The sequence below is a fragment of the Ectothiorhodospira sp. 9100 genome (assembly GCF_022227565.1).
GTDB lineage: Bacteria > Pseudomonadota > Gammaproteobacteria > Ectothiorhodospirales > Ectothiorhodospiraceae > Ectothiorhodospira > Ectothiorhodospira marina.
Map to the genome: position 1 here is coordinate 1 of NZ_JAJNAN010000012.1, position 15,311 is coordinate 15,311.

The 15,311-nt window shown below is 63.7% G+C and carries 16 protein-coding genes; 12 read left to right on the plus strand and 4 right to left on the minus strand.

Going from position 1 to position 15,311, the window contains the following annotated elements:
- Window positions 1-45 precede the first annotated feature (45 nt).
- From hemE to rpsU, 3 genes are all read right to left on the minus strand, one after another.
- Window positions 46-1,110, minus strand: coding sequence for a uroporphyrinogen decarboxylase (gene hemE, locus LPW29_RS05580; RefSeq protein WP_090255490.1), 1,065 nt, complete (start codon window positions 1,108-1,110; stop codon window positions 46-48).
- Between the two features lie 299 nt (window positions 1,111-1,409).
- The gene (locus LPW29_RS05585) at window positions 1,410-1,865 is read right to left on the minus strand and encodes a GatB/YqeY domain-containing protein (RefSeq protein WP_238627203.1); all 456 of its coding nucleotides are present in this window, start codon (window positions 1,863-1,865) and stop codon (window positions 1,410-1,412) included.
- 161 nt (window positions 1,866-2,026) lie between these two features.
- On the minus strand, window positions 2,027-2,242 hold the full coding sequence (rpsU, locus tag LPW29_RS05590) for a 30S ribosomal protein S21 (RefSeq protein WP_025282869.1): 216 nt from the start codon (window positions 2,240-2,242) through the stop codon (window positions 2,027-2,029).
- A 157-nt stretch (window positions 2,243-2,399) separates the two neighbouring features.
- Between rpsU and tsaD the strand changes: the two genes are divergently transcribed.
- Window positions 2,400-3,404 carry a tRNA (adenosine(37)-N6)-threonylcarbamoyltransferase complex transferase subunit TsaD gene (tsaD, locus tag LPW29_RS05595; protein WP_238627256.1) on the plus strand — a complete coding sequence of 335 codons (1,005 nt, stop codon included), beginning with the start codon at window positions 2,400-2,402 and terminating at the stop codon, window positions 3,402-3,404.
- A 241-nt stretch (window positions 3,405-3,645) separates the two neighbouring features.
- Here tsaD and plsY read toward each other — a convergent pair whose 3' ends face one another.
- Window positions 3,646-4,242 carry a glycerol-3-phosphate 1-O-acyltransferase PlsY gene (plsY, locus tag LPW29_RS05600; RefSeq protein ID WP_238627204.1) on the minus strand — a complete coding sequence of 199 codons (597 nt, stop codon included), beginning with the start codon at window positions 4,240-4,242 and terminating at the stop codon, window positions 3,646-3,648.
- A gap of 163 nt (window positions 4,243-4,405) precedes the next feature.
- On the opposite strand from plsY, the gene bioH reads away from it, so the two are divergent.
- The 11 genes from bioH (at window position 4,406) to LPW29_RS05655 (ending at window position 15,248) form a co-directional block, all read left to right on the plus strand.
- Window positions 4,406-5,170: a pimeloyl-ACP methyl ester esterase BioH gene (bioH, locus tag LPW29_RS05605; RefSeq protein WP_238627205.1), complete on the plus strand. Its 765-nt coding sequence runs from the start codon at window positions 4,406-4,408 to the stop codon at window positions 5,168-5,170.
- Window positions 5,163-6,023, plus strand: a complete 861-nt coding sequence (gene bioC, locus LPW29_RS05610; protein ID WP_238627206.1) for a malonyl-ACP O-methyltransferase BioC — start codon at window positions 5,163-5,165, stop codon at window positions 6,021-6,023. Before bioH ends, bioC begins: the two co-directional genes overlap by 8 nt.
- 249 nt (window positions 6,024-6,272) lie before the next feature.
- On the plus strand, window positions 6,273-7,766 hold the full coding sequence (ccoN, locus tag LPW29_RS05615; RefSeq protein WP_238627207.1) for a cytochrome-c oxidase, cbb3-type subunit I: 1,494 nt from the start codon (window positions 6,273-6,275) through the stop codon (window positions 7,764-7,766).
- A gap of 26 nt (window positions 7,767-7,792) precedes the next feature.
- Window positions 7,793-8,527: a cytochrome-c oxidase, cbb3-type subunit II gene (ccoO, locus tag LPW29_RS05620; protein ID WP_238627257.1), complete on the plus strand. Its 735-nt coding sequence runs from the start codon at window positions 7,793-7,795 to the stop codon at window positions 8,525-8,527.
- Between the two features lie 12 nt (window positions 8,528-8,539).
- Window positions 8,540-8,743 carry a CcoQ/FixQ family Cbb3-type cytochrome c oxidase assembly chaperone gene (locus LPW29_RS05625; RefSeq protein ID WP_238627208.1) on the plus strand — a complete coding sequence of 68 codons (204 nt, stop codon included), beginning with the start codon at window positions 8,540-8,542 and terminating at the stop codon, window positions 8,741-8,743.
- Window positions 8,740-9,675 (plus strand): cytochrome-c oxidase, cbb3-type subunit III, encoded by a 936-nt coding sequence (gene ccoP / locus LPW29_RS05630; protein ID WP_238627209.1) that lies wholly within the window; start codon window positions 8,740-8,742, stop codon window positions 9,673-9,675. Before LPW29_RS05625 ends, ccoP begins: the two co-directional genes overlap by 4 nt.
- Window positions 9,676-9,680: 5 nt before the next feature.
- Window positions 9,681-11,075, plus strand: a complete 1,395-nt coding sequence (gene ccoG / locus LPW29_RS05635; RefSeq protein WP_238627210.1) for a cytochrome c oxidase accessory protein CcoG — start codon at window positions 9,681-9,683, stop codon at window positions 11,073-11,075.
- Between the two features lie 219 nt (window positions 11,076-11,294).
- Window positions 11,295-12,119, plus strand: a complete 825-nt coding sequence (locus LPW29_RS05640) for a FixH family protein (protein ID WP_090255471.1) — start codon at window positions 11,295-11,297, stop codon at window positions 12,117-12,119.
- Window positions 12,116-14,899, plus strand: a complete 2,784-nt coding sequence (locus tag LPW29_RS05645) for a heavy metal translocating P-type ATPase (protein ID WP_238627211.1) — start codon at window positions 12,116-12,118, stop codon at window positions 14,897-14,899. The genes LPW29_RS05640 and LPW29_RS05645 overlap by 4 nt, the downstream gene beginning before the upstream one ends.
- On the plus strand, window positions 14,896-15,096 hold the full coding sequence (ccoS, locus tag LPW29_RS05650) for a cbb3-type cytochrome oxidase assembly protein CcoS (RefSeq protein ID WP_238627212.1): 201 nt from the start codon (window positions 14,896-14,898) through the stop codon (window positions 15,094-15,096). The genes LPW29_RS05645 and ccoS overlap by 4 nt, the downstream gene beginning before the upstream one ends.
- Window positions 15,093-15,248, plus strand: coding sequence for a hypothetical protein (locus LPW29_RS05655; RefSeq protein ID WP_177169980.1), 156 nt, complete (start codon window positions 15,093-15,095; stop codon window positions 15,246-15,248). The genes ccoS and LPW29_RS05655 overlap by 4 nt, the downstream gene beginning before the upstream one ends.
- Window positions 15,249-15,311: the final 63 nt, after the last annotated feature.

The following is a 15,311-nucleotide window of genomic DNA, read 5'->3' on the forward strand; positions in this document are numbered from 1 at the left end:
CCGGAGCTTGCGGTGCCCCTGCCCCAAACGTTCAACCATCAAGCCTCAGTCGTGGTACTTCCGACCTTCCTCATGCACCGTTTCCACCATGGCGGCAACATGCTCGGGATTGATCTTCGGATGGATGCCGTGGCCCAGGTTGAACACGTGGCCGCTGCCCTTGCCGAAGCCGGCCAGGATCTTCTTGGTCTCTTCCCGGACCTTTTCGGGGGAGGCATACAGCACGGACGGGTCCATGTTGCCCTGCAAGGCCACGCGGTCGCCGACGCGCTGGCGGGCTTCGTTGATTTCCACCGTCCAGTCCAGGCCCAGGGCGTCGCAGCCGGTGTCGGCCATGTCTTCCAGCCACTGGGCGCCGCCCTTGGTGAACAGCACCACGGGCACTCGGCGGCCGTCGGCTTCGCGGGTCAGGCCGTCGACGATGCGCTGCATGTACTGCAGGGAGAACTTGCGATAGTTCTCGGGGCTGAGGGCGCCGCCCCAGGTATCGAAGACCATCACGGCCTGGGCGCCAGCGGCAATCTGGGCGTTCAGGTAGGCGATGACGGTGTCGGCCAGCACGCCCAGCAGGTGGTGCAGGGTGTCCGGGTCATCGAACATCATGCCCTTGAGGAGGGCGAAGTCCTTGGAGGAGCTGCCTTCCACCATGTAGGTGGCCAGGGTCCAGGGGCTGCCGGAGAAGCCGATGAGCGGCACGCGACCGTCCAGTTCCTTGCGGATCAGGCGTACGGCGTCCATCACATAGCGCAGCTTGTCTTCCGGGTCGGGCACGCCCAGGGCGCGGATGGCCTTGGCGTCCTGCACCGGGCGCTCGAAGCGCGGGCCTTCGCCCTCGGCGAAGTACAGGCCCAGCCCCATGGCGTCGGGGATGGTGAGGATGTCGGAGAACAGGATGGCGGCATCCAGGGGGAAGCGATCCAGCGGCTGCATGGTGACTTCGCAGGCCAGCTCCGGGTTTTGGCACAGGTCCATGAAGCTACCGGCGCGGGCGCGGGTTTCGCGGTATTCCGGCAGGTACCGGCCAGCCTGGCGCATGATCCAGACGGGGGTGGTGTCCACCGGTTGGCGCATCAGGGCCCGGAGGAAGCGATCGTTTTTCAGTTGGCTCATGAGTTCTCAGTGCAGTGGGGTTAAACCTCCGATTATACGAAGGGTTGGCTGCATGAGTATATGGATGCGGGGTGGAATGACGATCTGGGTCAAGCGGGGTGGTTTCCGGCCCTCACCCCAACCCCTCTCCCGCCTGCGGGAGAGGGGCGTAATCACGCCTTCGTGGGTGGCCAATTCTTGTCCCCTCTCCCTCGGCGGGAGAGGGGCTATGAAAGGGGGCTGCCCCCTTTGTTGGGGGTATGCTCCCTTCTCCCCTTTGGGGAGAAGGGTTGGGGATGAGGGGGCGGAGGGCAGGTTGCTCAGGACAATCTTGCCTTCACCAGCCCACTCACGGCCCCCATGTCCGCACGCCCCTGCAGTTTGGGCTTGAGCACCCCCATCACCTTGCCCATGTCGCGCGGGGATTCGGCGCCGGTTTCGGAGATGGCGGCCTCGATGTGGTCGCGGATCTCGTCTTCGGAGAGTTGTTGGGGCAGGTAGGCCTGGATGATCTCCAGTTCGGCCTGTTCCTTGGCGGCCAGGTCTTCCCGGTTGGCGTTCTGGTACTGGCTGATGGATCCGCGGCGCTGCTTCACCATCTTGTCCAGCGCGGCCAGAATCTGGGCGTCGTCCAGGTCGCTGCGGGTGTCCACTTCCAGTTGCTTGATGGCGGCCTGCATGAGTCGCAGGGTGCCCAGGCGGGCCTTGTCGCCGCTGCGCATGGCAGCCTTGGTGTCTTCGTTGAGGCGGGTCTTGAGGGGGGCGGTTTGGGTCATGGGTGTCGGTTACCGGGGCCGGTGCTCGACCTGCCCGCCGGTTGGCGACCGCACGACCGGGGATAGGGTCAGAGGCGAGGCCCTATGAGGGATGCATTGACCGGGTCATGGAACCCCGCCCCCGTGATTGGGGGGCGGGGTTGGAATCTGTGCGGATGGCCTTAGTACAGGCGCTCGCGACGACCAATTTCCTTGGATAGACGCTTCATCTGACGCTTGACCGCGGCAGCAGCCTTGCGCTTGCGCACTTCGGTCGGCTTTTCGTAAAACTCGCGGCGACGGACTTCCGTCAGCACACCGGCCTTTTCGCAGGTGCGCTTGAAGCGGCGCAGGGCCACCTCGAAGGGTTCGTTCTCTTTTACTCGTACATGAGGCATAGGGTCACATTACCGTTGTTCGGTTCCAGAATCGGGTTCAGGGCAAAGCCTCTCCACCTCCGGCGGAGAATCCAGCATTATAGTGGCCTTCCCGTCAAAATCCAAAGCCTTGAACCATAAAATGATGTTATCCGACGAATCCGCCCCCGCCCGGGACCTGTGCGTGCTGGGCATCGAGACCTCCTGCGACGAGACGGGGGTGGCCTTGTTCCATACCCGTCGGGGCCTTTTGGCCCACGCGCTGCACAGCCAGGTGGCCATGCACGCCGAGTATGGCGGCGTGGTGCCGGAGCTGGCCTCGCGGGACCATGTGCAGCGGGTGCTGCCGTTGCTGCGTCAGGTGATGGACGAGGCGGGAGTCAGTGCGTCCCAGGTGGACGGGGTGGCCTATACCGCCGGTCCGGGGTTGTTGGGGGCGCTGCTGGTGGGGGCCTCGGTGGGGCGCAGTCTGGCCTGGGCCTGGGGGGTGCCGGCGGTGGGGGTGCATCACATGGAGGGGCATCTGCTGGCGCCGTTGCTGGAGGAGCCGGCGCCTGAGTTCCCGTTTGTGGCGTTGCTGGTGTCCGGTGGGCATACCATGCTGGTGGATGTGCAGGCGGTGGGTCGGTATCGCATCCTGGGGGAGAGCCTGGATGATGCCGCCGGCGAGGCCTTCGACAAGACGGCCAAGCTGCTGGGCCTGGGCTACCCCGGCGGCCCGGCACTGGCGCGGCTGGCCGAGCAGGGGGATGCGGGGCGGTTCCGGTTTCCGCGCCCCATGACGGATCGGCCCGGGCTGGATTTCAGTTTCTCCGGCTTGAAGACGCATGCCTTGACCACGTTGCGGGATACGCCCCCGGATGATGCCCTGGCGGCAGATGTGTCCAGGGCTTTCGAGGATGCGGTGGTGGACACGCTGATGATCAAGTGTCGGCGGGCATTGCGGGAGACGGGGGCGGGTCGTCTGGTGGTGGCCGGCGGCGTGGGTGCCAACCGACGGCTGCGCACGGCATTGGCGCAGATGGCCGAGGCGGAAGGCGGGGCGGTGTTCTATCCGCGCATCGAGTTCTGCACCGACAATGGGGCGATGATCGCCCTGGCCGGGGCGCTGCGACTGGCGGCAGGGGAGTCGGCCGGGCTGGAGATCGAGGCCCGGGCAAGATGGTCGATCGAGGCGTTGTAAAAAAGGGGACAGACCCCTTTTCCGGTTGGCATGGTGCCCGCCGTTCGTTAAAAAGGGGACAGACACCTTTTCTGAGCGCGCCGCTGGCGCGCGGAAAAGGTGTCTGTCCCCTTTTTAACGGACCCCTTTTTAACGTTAGTAAAAATGGGGACAGACCCCTTTTTAACGGACCCCTTTTTAACGTTGGCGCGCGGAAAAGGGGTCTGTCCCCATTTTTACTTTTTAACGGTTCGCCCCCTTTTTAGCGTCCTTTAGCACCAATCTTTGGCTCCGTCCCTGCCAGGATCCGCTGAATATTGCCCCAATGACGCCAGTACAGCAGGGCCATCATCACGCAGCCGGTCATGGTGAGCCAGAAGTCACCCAGAATGAGGGCGATCCAGATGGGGGCCAGGGTGGCGGCCACCAGGGCGCCCATGGAGGAGATGCGGCTGATGCCGGCGGCGAGCAGCCAGGTGACCAGGGCGGCGATACCCACCGCCCAGTGCAGACCCAGCAGGACACCCAGTCCGGTGGCCACGCCCTTGCCGCCCTTGAAGCCGTGGTAGGCGGGGAATAGATGTCCGAGGAAGGCGGCCAGGGCCACCCCTGCCAGTGCAAGGCCCGATAGTTCGAATGCTTGAGCAATCAGTACCGGCAACAACCCCTTGAGCAGATCGCCCACGAGGGTGATGATGGCCGCCTTTTTGCCGCCGGAGCGCAGTACGTTGGTGGCGCCGGGGTTGCCCGAGCCTTGAGTGCGCGGGTCGGGCAGGCCCAGGAGCTTGCAGGTGATGATGGCAGTGGAGAGGGAGCCGATCAGGTAGGCGGCGATGATCAGGATAATCTGGACGATCATGATGAAGCGGTATCCTTGCGGCCGGGATCCGGTGGGCAATCTGAGTGTGGGGGGATCATAGTGCGAACGGGGGTGTGTAAAAAGGGGACAGACCCCTTTTTCAAGCGCGCCGCAGCGCGCGGAAAAGGGGTCTGTCCCCTTTTTACACACATAGATCGCTGATATGAAAAAGAAATTGATGTTGATCCATGGCTGGGGCCTCAACGCAGGCGTTTGGGACGACTTGATCCCGGCGTTGCAGGATGAGGCGAGGGTGCTGGCGGTCGATTTGCCCGGACATGGGCGACTGGCCGGGGAGGGATGCCTGGGAGAACTGGATGATGCGGCCGATCGGTTGGTGGATACTTCGACCATCCCTCAGGCGGATTCCCCCGGCTCCGATGCCCTGATCCTCGTCGGCTGGTCCCTGGGTGCCCTGGTGGCCATTCGTGCCGCGACGCGGCACCCAGGATGTGTGGGAAAGGTGATCCTGGTGGCCGGTACACCGCGCTTTGTTCAGGGGCCTGACTGGCCCCATGCCATGCGCGTGCCGGTGCTGGATGCCTTTGCCCAGGGGTTGGCAGCCAACTATCGCACCACGCTGAACCGCTTTCTGGCCTTGCAGTTTCATGGCCTGGATAATGCTCAGGATACCTTGCGCGGACTGCGCGCCCGGTTGCTGGACAGCCCGCCGGCGGAGCAGGCCCTGCATGAGGGGCTGGTGTGGTTGCGTCATCTGGATCTGCGCGATGAACTGGCGGCCCTGGATTGCCCGGTGCATGCCATCCTGGGCGAATATGACACCCTGGTGCCGCCGGGCGTGGGTGAGTCGCTGCGAGCTTTGCGGCCCGACATGAAGACCCCGGTGATCGAGCGGGCCGGGCATGCGCCGTTCCTGTCCCGACCTGATGCTTTTGAAGAGACCCTGCGGAGCCTTTTGCATGACTGATGCTTCCTCCTATCGCCTGGACAAACGGCGGGTGCGTGCCACCTTTGATCAGGCGGCGGCCTCGTATGATGAGGCGGCGGTTTTGCAACGGGAGGTGTGTTCGCGGCTGCTGGAGCGTTTGCAGTGGGTGAAGCTGGATCCGGCACGTGTGCTGGATGCCGGGGCGGGTACCGGGCAGGGGGCACGCGGCCTGCGACGGATGTACCGGGGTGGCCGGGTGGTGGCCCTGGATCTGTCGCCTGCCATGCTGCGGGCCACGGCCAGGGGCGCGGGTTGGTGGCGCAAGCCGGGGCTGGTCTGTGCCGATGTGGAATCGCTGCCCTTTGCCGAGGCCAGCTTTGATCTGATCTTTTCCAGCCTGACGGTGCAGTGGTGCAATGACCTGGACCGGGCGCTGGCGGAGTTTCGGCGGGTCTTGGCGCCCCAGGGGCTGTTGATGTTCACCACCTTGGGGCCAGATACCTTGGTGGAGTTGCGTCGTGCCTGGGAAGTGGTGGATGGTTGCGCCCATGTGAATGCCTTCATGGATATGCACGATATCGGCGATGCCCTGGTGCGGGCCGGTTTTGCCGATCCGGTGATGGATGTGGAGAGGATGACGGTGACGTATCCGGATGTGCGGGGGTTGATGCGGGATCTGAAGGCGATCGGGGCGACCAACGCCTTGTCCGGGCGGGGCAGGGGGTTGACATCGCCGGGGCGGTTGCGGGCGCTGGAGACGGCTTATGAGGAATATCGGCAGGAGGGGCTTTTGCCGGCCAGTTATGAGGTGGTGTTCGGGCACGCCTGGGTGCCGGACGCGCCGGCGCCCAGTGGGCTGCCGGAGGGGATGATTCCGATTCGGGCGGGGTGAGGTGGGTGCCCGCCGCTTCCCCCTCATCCCCGGCCCTTCTCCCCGGGGGGAGAAGGGAGCTGGAACTCAGGTAAAAAGGGGTCTGTCCCCTTTTTACCCATTAACAGAGGTTCTGCCCCCATCAATTCCCCTTGTTCGCATAAGTCAATTCCTTGAATTAGAGTCAGGTTTTGGCGGCGGCCTTGATCGGTCGCAATTTTCCACGGAAAGGTCTATACCTTTTCCAAGGGAATCATAAGAGACCAGATCATGGCCCAGTCCAGTACCGCAGACGCAGGCCGGTCGAGTGCGCCGGTTGCCCCCTCCGAGCAGTACAACTACGCCATCGTCAAGAAGTTTGCCATCATGTCCATTGTCTGGGGCGTGCTGGGCATGGGCGTGGGGGTGTATATCGCCTCGCAGTTGGCGTTTCCCTTCCTCAACTTCGATATTGCCCAGATCAGCTTCGGGCGCTTCCGGCCGGTGCATACCACCCTGGTGATCTTCGGCTTTGGTGGTAACGCCCTGTTTGCCACCTCCTACTATGTGGTGCAGCGTACCTGTCAGACGCGGCTCTTCGGCTCGCGGCTGGCGGAGTTCACTTTCTGGGGGTGGAACCTGGCGGTGTTCCTGGGCGCGATCACCTACATGATGGGCTTTACCCAGGGCCGGGAGTATGCCGAGTTCACCTGGCAGATCGATATCCTCATCACCGTGGTGTGGGTGGCCTATTTCCTGGTCTACCTGATGACCCTGCTGCGCCGCACCCAGCCGCATATCTATGTGGCCAACTGGTTCTTCATGGCCTTCATCCTGGCCACGGCCCTTTTGCACATTTTTAATAACCTGGCGGTGCCGGTGAGCCTGTTCAGTCTGGAATCCTATGCCCTGTTCTCCGGGGTTCAGGATGCCATGACCCAGTGGTGGTACGGCCATAATGCGGTGGGTTTCTTCCTGACTGCCGCGTTCCTGGGGATGATGTATTACTTCGTGCCCAAGCAGGCGGGAAGGCCCATCTATTCGTACCGGCTGTCCATTGTGCATTTCTGGGCCCTGGTGTTTCTGTACATGTGGGTGGGGGCGCACCACCTGCACTGGACGGCCCTGCCGGACTGGGTGACCACCCTGTCGGCCACCTTCTCCATCCTGCTGCTGCTGCCCTCCTGGGGCGGCATGATCAATGGTGTGATGACCCTCTCCGGGGCGTGGGACAAGCTGCGCACCGACCCGATCATGCTGTTCATGATCACCTCCCTGTCCTTCTACGGCATGGCCACCTTCGAGGGGCCGATGATGTCCCTCAAGAGCGTGAATGCGCTGTCGCATTACACCGACTGGACGGTGGGCCACGTGCATTCCGGGGCCCTGGGCTGGGTGGCCATGATCACCTTTGGCTCCCTGTATCACCTGATCCCGAGGCTATGGGATACCCAGCTCTACAGCATCCGCATGGTGTATGTGCACTTCTTCCTGGCCACTATCGGCATCGTGCTGTACATCACGGCCATGTGGGTGGCGGGGATAGGGCAGGGGCTGATGCTGCGGGCCTTTGATGAGTTCGGCAATCTGTCCTACACCTTCATCGAGACGGTGGTGTTCCTGCATCAGCCCTACGTGGTGCGGGCCCTGGGTGGCGGGTTGTTCCTGGCCGGGATGTTGTTGATGGCCTTTAACATCTACAAGACCGTCATGCCCGTGTACCGCGCCCAGAAGGCAGCGGAATCGCGAGTGGCCGGCGGCACCGAAGCCTCGGCCAGGGCCTGATCAGGGAGCCATGAGCAGCCATGAAGATGAAGCACGAAACCATCGAGACCAATGCCGGCCTGCTGGTCATCCTCACCCTGGTGGTGATCAGTATCGGCGGGCTGGTGGAAATCGTTCCCCTGTTTTACATCAACGATACGGTGGAGGAGGTGGATGGGGTGCGCCCCTACACGCCGCTGGAACAGCGGGGGCGGGACATCTACGTGCGCGAGGGGTGTTACAACTGCCATTCGCAGATGGTGCGACCCTTTCGGGACGAGATGCTGCGCTACGGGCATTATTCCCTGGCGGCCGAGTCCATGTATGACCATCCCTTCCAGTGGGGGTCCAAACGCACCGGTCCGGACCTGGCCCGTGTGGGCGGCAAATATTCCAACGAGTGGCATGTGCGCCACCTGATCGAGCCCAAGTCGGTGGTGCCCGAGTCCATCATGCCGGGGTATCCATGGCTGGCCCGTCGAGGCCTGGCTTATGACGATATCGAGCAGCGCATGCGCTCATTGCGTCAGGTGGGCGTGCCGTATTCCGTCAACGAGGAGGAGTACCAGGCCAACCTGGAGCGCTTTGGTGAACAGACCGCGCGCATGTTGCACATCGATGATGCCCGGGAAAATCTGGAAGCCCAGGCGCGTCGTGGCAATTTTGATGGTGATCCGTCGCGCATCACCGAGATGGATGCGGTGGTGGCCTACCTGCAGATGCTGGGTACGCTGGTGGATTTCAGTGAGTACGACGAGGGTTACTTCGTCGAGTTTCGATGATGGGGTGTTGACGTGGCAGACCTCTGGCTTTGGATCACGGATCTGGGCAACAGCAAGATCGTGGCGTTGCTGCTGTTTTTCGGCACCTTCGTGGGCATCATCATTTATCTGTTTTCCAGTCGCAGCCGTTCGGAGCGTCTCGAGTCCTACCGCTACATACCGTTTGATGATGAGAAGTCCGAAGCGCGCGACGAAGATAGGAAGGACCGGTCATGAGCGAATCCGGACAAAGACCTGAAGACGCCTCCGGCCAGGGGGTGAAGACCACAGGTCACACCTGGGATGGGGATCTGTGCGAGTACGACAACCCGCTGCCCCGATGGTGGCTGTGGGGCTTCTACGCCACGGTGATCTTCTCCCTGATCTACTGGCTGCTCTATCCCGCCTGGCCGGTGGCCGATACCTTCACCAAGGGGCTGAGCCGGGTGACCTTCGAGGTGGATGGTGAGGAGCGCAGCACGCATTGGAACAGCCGTGCCCTGCTGGTGCGCGAGATGCAGAACAGCGATGCCGCACAGCGTCAGCAGGAGTTCCTGCAGGTGATTGACGACAGCACCCTGGATGATGTGCTCGGCAACACCGACAAGCTGGCCTTTGTGAACTCCTATGGTCAGGGGATGTTTGGTGACTTCTGCGCTGCCTGCCATCAGACGGGCGGCGCGGGGCTCATGGGGGTCTATCCCAACCTGGCGGATGATAACTGGCACTGGGGCGGTGAGGTGGAAACCATCGCCGGGACCATCACTCAAGGTCGGCTGGGTTACATGCCCGATTTTCGGGATGCGCTGGACGCACAGCAACGGGACGCCGTGGCGGCCTATGTGCTGAGCCTGGCGGGTTACGAAGGGGATGCCGAACGGATTGCCCGGGGAGAGGAGATCTTCCAGGGCCGCGAGGGGGGGTGTTATACCTGCCATCGACCCGATGGCACGGGTTTGCGGTCGCAAGGGGCTCCGGATCTCACCAACGATATCTGGTCGAATATCGACGTGGCGGGTGCCGAAGATGACGCCGCCCGCCGCGCCTTGATCAGCCAGTTGGTGCATGATGGTGTGCAGCGGGAGATGCCGGCCTTTGGTGATCGTCTCTCCGATGCCGAGATCAAGGTGCTGGCCACTTATGTTCACCAGTTCGGGGGTGGCCAGTAGCGCGCATGGCCGATAGTCAGTACCAGGCCCGGATTCCCGTCTACCCCCGGACCGTCCGGGGGCGCTTCCGCAACCTGAAATGGGGCGTGCTGGCCCTGGCCTACGGGGTTTATTTCCTGCTCCCCTGGGTGCGCTGGGATCGTCAGCACGCTGCCAATCAGGCCGTGCTGTTCGACATCCCCGGGCGGCGTTTCTACCTCTTCGACCTGTTGGTGCACCCGCAGGATATTTTCTGGCTGGCGGCGGTGCTGATCATCCTGGCTCTGCTGCTGTTCCTGGTAACCGGCATTGCCGGACGGGTGTTCTGTGGCTATTTCTGCTTTCAGACCCTGTGGACCGATGTGTTCATGCTCATCGAGCGTTGGGTGCAAGGGGATCGGGCGGCCCGGATGCGGCTGGACCGCCAGGGGGGGGGCCGGGCCCTGGTGCTCAAGGGGATCACCCATGCGCTATGGCTGGCAGTGGCCTTCGCCACCGGGCTGACTTTTACCTTGTATTGGGCCAATGCCCCGGACCTGGTCGTGGCCTTCTTCACCGGTCAGGCGGCCTTTGCCGCCTATGCCACCACCGGGTTGCTCACCCTCACCACCTACCTGCTGGCCGGTTTGCTGCGTGAGCAGGTGTGCACCTACATGTGCCCGTATGCCCGCTTTCAAAGCGTGATGTTTGATCGGGATACCCTGATCGTGTCTTATGACGCCGCCCGCGGGGAGGGCACCCAGGGCCGGACCAAACCGATGCGGGGTCTGCGCACCCGCGAGGCGCGCCAGGCCAGGGGCGTTGGCGACTGCATCGATTGTGGTTATTGCGTGCAGGTGTGCCCGGTGGGTATCGATATCCGCGATGGGTTGCAGTACCAGTGCATCCACTGTGCTCTGTGCGTGGATGCCTGCGATACGGTGATGGATGGCCTGAAATGGCCCCGGGGGCTGGTGCGCTACACCTCGGAGAATGCCCTGGAGGGCCGGCGCACGCGGTACTTCAAGCCCAAGACCCTGGGATATGCAGCGCCTCTGGTGTTGATCATTGTATTGCTGGTGTGGGGCATCGCCCACCAGACGCCTCTGGATGCCTCGGTGAGTCAGGTGCGCCAGCCCTTGTTCGTGCAGCTCTCGGATGGCTCCATTCAGAACAGCTACGAGATCAAGGTGCACAACAAGTCCCAGCACCCGGTGGTCCTGGAACTGAGGCTGAGCGGGCTGGATGGCGCGGAGCTGGATACGGGGCGCATCGAGCGCCTCAGCCTGATGCCGGAGCAGCGCACCACGTTGCTGGCGCGGGTGCGTCAGGATGCGCCCGCGGGGGCGCCGCGGCAGCAGGATCTGATGTTCGAGCTGGTGCCGGTGGAGCCGGAGGGGATGGCGGTGGTGCGGGTGGAGTCGCAGTTTATTTTGAGGTGAGGGGCGCGTGTTTCCCCTCACCCCAACCCCTCTCCCGCCAGCGGGAGAGGGGCTATCAACTTCCCGACCAAAGGGGAGGAGGGGCTATCAGCTTCCCGACCAAAGGGGGAGGCGGGGCTATCAACTCCCTTCTCCCCTTGGGGGAGAAGGGCCGGGGATGAGGGGGGAGGCGGGCGTTGTGTCTGAATTGATACCTACTTTCAGCAGGTCAACAACATCATGGATCCTTTAGTCCTCACCCTCAGCCTCGGCGTCCTCGCCGGCATCGTCCTGTTCTTTGTGCTCTATCGCTTCACTCGTCTGCGGGCTTACCAAACGTCGCTGACGGTGCTGGTGTTCACCCTGCTGGTGTTCATCCCCATCGCCGTGGTCTTCTGGCCCGGGGCGGATGTGTTTGCCATCCATCTGGCCTTCTACGTGATCACCCCTTACGGCCTGGGCATCATCATGAACCAGATCGAGGCCCAGAAGGGGCGGGGGGAGAAGGCGGGCAGACTGCGGGTGCACTGGGCGCCGGCTGCCATCATCGGGTTCTTTATCGTCATCGCCACGGTCAACGGCATCCTGGTGACCGTGGCTCATCAGGGCATGCCCAGCCATCTTGTGGGGCGTCTGCTGCCGGAGCCACGCAGTGGCGCCGAGCAGGTGACCTCCTTCTTCCCGGGTACGGCCGTGCACATCTCTCACAAGAATCAGGCCCTGGCCCAGGAGTACATGCAGCAGGCCCAGGTGCAGGCCCAGCGGGGCTGGCAGGTGCATCAGGGATGGCTGGAGGCGCCCCGTATGGATCGTGCCAATACCTTTCAGGTGCAGGTCACCGACCGGGACGGCGACCCGGTCACCCGGGCGCGGGTGGTGGGTGAGTTCCTGCGACCGTCCGATGAGCGCATGGATCAGGTGTTCGAGATGCGTGAGGTGGGGCCGGGTCTGTACCAGACGCAGTTGCGCTTCCCGGCCCCGGGGCGCTGGGATCTATTGCTGCAGGTATACCGTGGTGAGGATCTCCACGAACAGCGTGGTGTCACCTCCGTGAGGGAAGGGTGACCCGGGAGTCTTGTTATCACTGCGGTTTGCCAGTGCCCGAGGGCAGCGATTTTCGCCGGGAGGTACTGGGGGAGGAGCGGGCCTTTTGTTGCCCGGGCTGTCTGGCGGTGGCGGGAGCCATTGTCGAGGCCGGTCTGGAGGACTATTACCGGCACCGCACCGAGACCCCCGATGGCCCACCAGACCCGCTGGCGCCCCTGGCAGGTCTGGATCTATACGATACCGAGCAGGTACAGCGCGGCTTCGTGCATGTGGCCGAGGGGGATGTGCGCGAGGCCTCGCTGATGCTGGAGGGCATCACCTGTGCTGCGTGTGTGTGGTTGAGTGAGCGCCATGTGAAGGCCTTGCCGGGGGTGCTGGATTTCTCGGTGAATTATTCCACGCATCGGGCCCGGGTGCGCTGGGATGCCAGCCGGGTTCAACTGAGCCGGATCCTCCAGGCCGTCCACGAGATCGGCTACCGGGCCCATCCGTTTGACCCCGGGCGTCAGGAGGCATCGTTCAAGCGGGAGCGGGATCGTGCCCTGAGACGCCTGGCGGTGGCCGGGCTGGGGATGATGCAGGTGATGATGATCGCCGTGGCCCTGTGGCTGGGGCACGATGTCCCGGGGCAGGAAGGCATGATGCGCTTCCTGCGCTGGGTGGCCCTGTTCATCGCCACGCCGGTGGTGGTGTATGCGGGCGCCGGTTTCTTTACCTCGGCCTGGCGGGATGTGCGGCGGCGTCGGCTGGGGATGGATGTGCCGGTGGCGCTGGCCATCGGTTCCACCTATCTGGCCAGCGTCTGGGCCACCGTCACCGGGAGTCATGAACATGTGTATTTCGAGTCGGTGACCATGTTTGTCTTCTTCCTGCTCACCGGGCGGTATCTGGAGATGTCGGCGCGTCAGCGGGCGGGGCAGGCCACGGAGGCGCTTGGGCGGTTGTTGCCCGCGGTGGCCACACGACTGACCGAGGCGGGTGAAGAGCAAGTGTCGGTGACGGAGCTCTCCCCAGGGGATCGAGTACGTGTTCGCCCAGGAGAGGCGGTCCCCGCGGATGGTGCGGTGGAATCCGGACGCTCCAGCGTGGATGAGTCTCTGCTGACGGGGGAGAGTGTGCCCCGAGCCCGGGGGCGCGGTGATCGTTTGACCGGAGGGACGATGAATGTGGAGAGTCCCCTGGTGATGCAGGTGGAGCAGGTGGGCGCCGATACGGTGCTTTCGGCCATTCAGCGTCTGCTGGACCGTGCGCAGACCCAGAAGCCGCGTCTGGCGGTGCTGGCGGAACGGGGCACCGGGTGGTTCGTGGGGGCCGTACTGGTGCTCACGGTTCTGGTGGGGTTGGCCTGGTGGTGGATTGATCCGGTCCGGGCCTTCTGGGTGATGGTGGCCATGCTGGTGGTGAGTTGCCCCTGCGCCCTGGCCCTGGCCACACCCGCGGCGATCACGGCGGCCACCGGGGCCTTGACCGGGCGCGGCCTGCTGACGGCCCGAGGTGAAGCCCTGGAGGGGCTGGCCAGCGTGACCGACATGGTGTTTGACAAGACAGGCACCCTGACGGAGGGGCGGTTGAGTCTGCGCGGGGTGGAGGTGCTGGGGGCTTGGGATCGTGGTACCTGTCTGCGGATGGCGGCGGCGCTGGAGGTGGGGTCGGGGCATCCGGTGGCCCGGGCTTTGCTGGAGGCGGCGGAGCATGAGGTGAATGCCTGGGCTTGTGAGGCTTCGACATTCGCGGCCGAGGGCCGCTCCCACGGGGGCGGAGTTCTGGCCCCAGAGGCCGGTGCTGATGGGGATGGCATGTGGGAGCGGCTCTCGGCCGCGAAAGGGGAGGCACCGGACGATGACGGGCCCCGGACCTTCCCGGGCCTGGGTGTCGAGGGCTGGGTTAACGTGAAAGAACCAAGGTTCAGCTACAGGCACTCCCTTCTCCCCCTCGGGGGAGAAGGGCTGGGGATGAGGGGGAGGGGGCAGGCACTGTGCCAATCCTCGCCCCTCACCCCAACCCCTCTCCCCGCAGGGGAGAGGGGCCTGAAGCGTATCTTTAATCATTGGGGGGACTCACTACCGCGATGCATGAGCGTTAAGGGTAAGCGGGTGCGCCTCGGCAGTCCCCGGTTTGTGGCCGAACTGATCGGCGGCGAGGCAGGCAGCCACCTTCTCGAGATGGCCCGGCAGCACGCTCAACACGGCACCACCATCGCCCTGGGTGACGAAACCGGCCCGCTGGCCCTTTTCACCCTGGAGGACCGGCTGCGGCCCGATGCCGTGCCCACCGTGGAGGCTCTCAGGAAACGCGGCCTGAACCTGCATGTCTTCTCGGGTGATGATCTGGCGACGGTGAAGCGCTTGGCGGAGGAACTGGGCATCGATGATGCCCGGGGCGGCCTCACCCCCGCCGACAAGCTGGAGGCCCTTGAAGCCCTGGAGGCGCAAGGCGCCCGGGTGGCCATGGTGGGCGATGGGGTGAACGATGCCCCGATACTCTCCCGGGCCACGGTATCCCTGGCCATGGCCGGAGGCACGCAATTGGCTCAGGCCAGCGCCGACATGATTCTCTACCGGGATCAACTGGCGGTGCTGCCGGCGGGCCTGGACAAGGCCCGGGAAACAGCGCGAGTGATCCGTCAGAATATCGGTTGGGCCATTGGCTACAATTCCATAGCATTACCGGTGGCGGCTCTGGGCCTGATTACACCCTGGATCGCGGCGCTGGGGATGTCCCTGAGTTCGCTGCTGGTGGTGGTGAATGCCCTGAGGTTACGTGACCAGAGTCCGACGGGCGGGAGTAACGGCGCATGAATATTCTGTATCTGTTGATCCCTCTGGGGATCATCTTCATGGCGGTCATTCTGGCGGCGTTCCTGTGGACGGTGCGTGCCGGGCAGTATGACGATATGGAGGGTCCGGCTCATCGGATCCTCATGGACGACGATGACCCCCGGATCCCACATCGGGATCCCGTATCCCGGGAGCCCCGGGAGGAGGATAAGCGATGATCAGCAAATTATCGGAATGGGCCGCCGCAGCCCGCCGCCTGCCAGTGCTCAGGCACCCCATGTTCAGTTTCGACAACGGCGCCATGACCTTTGTAGTGGCGCTGGTCATCCTGGCCTGGCTGAGCTTTTTCTCGGTGATTCTGCTGGGGTAGGGGCAAAAAGGGGACGCGGAAAAGGCGGGAAAAGGGGACGGACACCTTTTCCCGCCCCCTTTT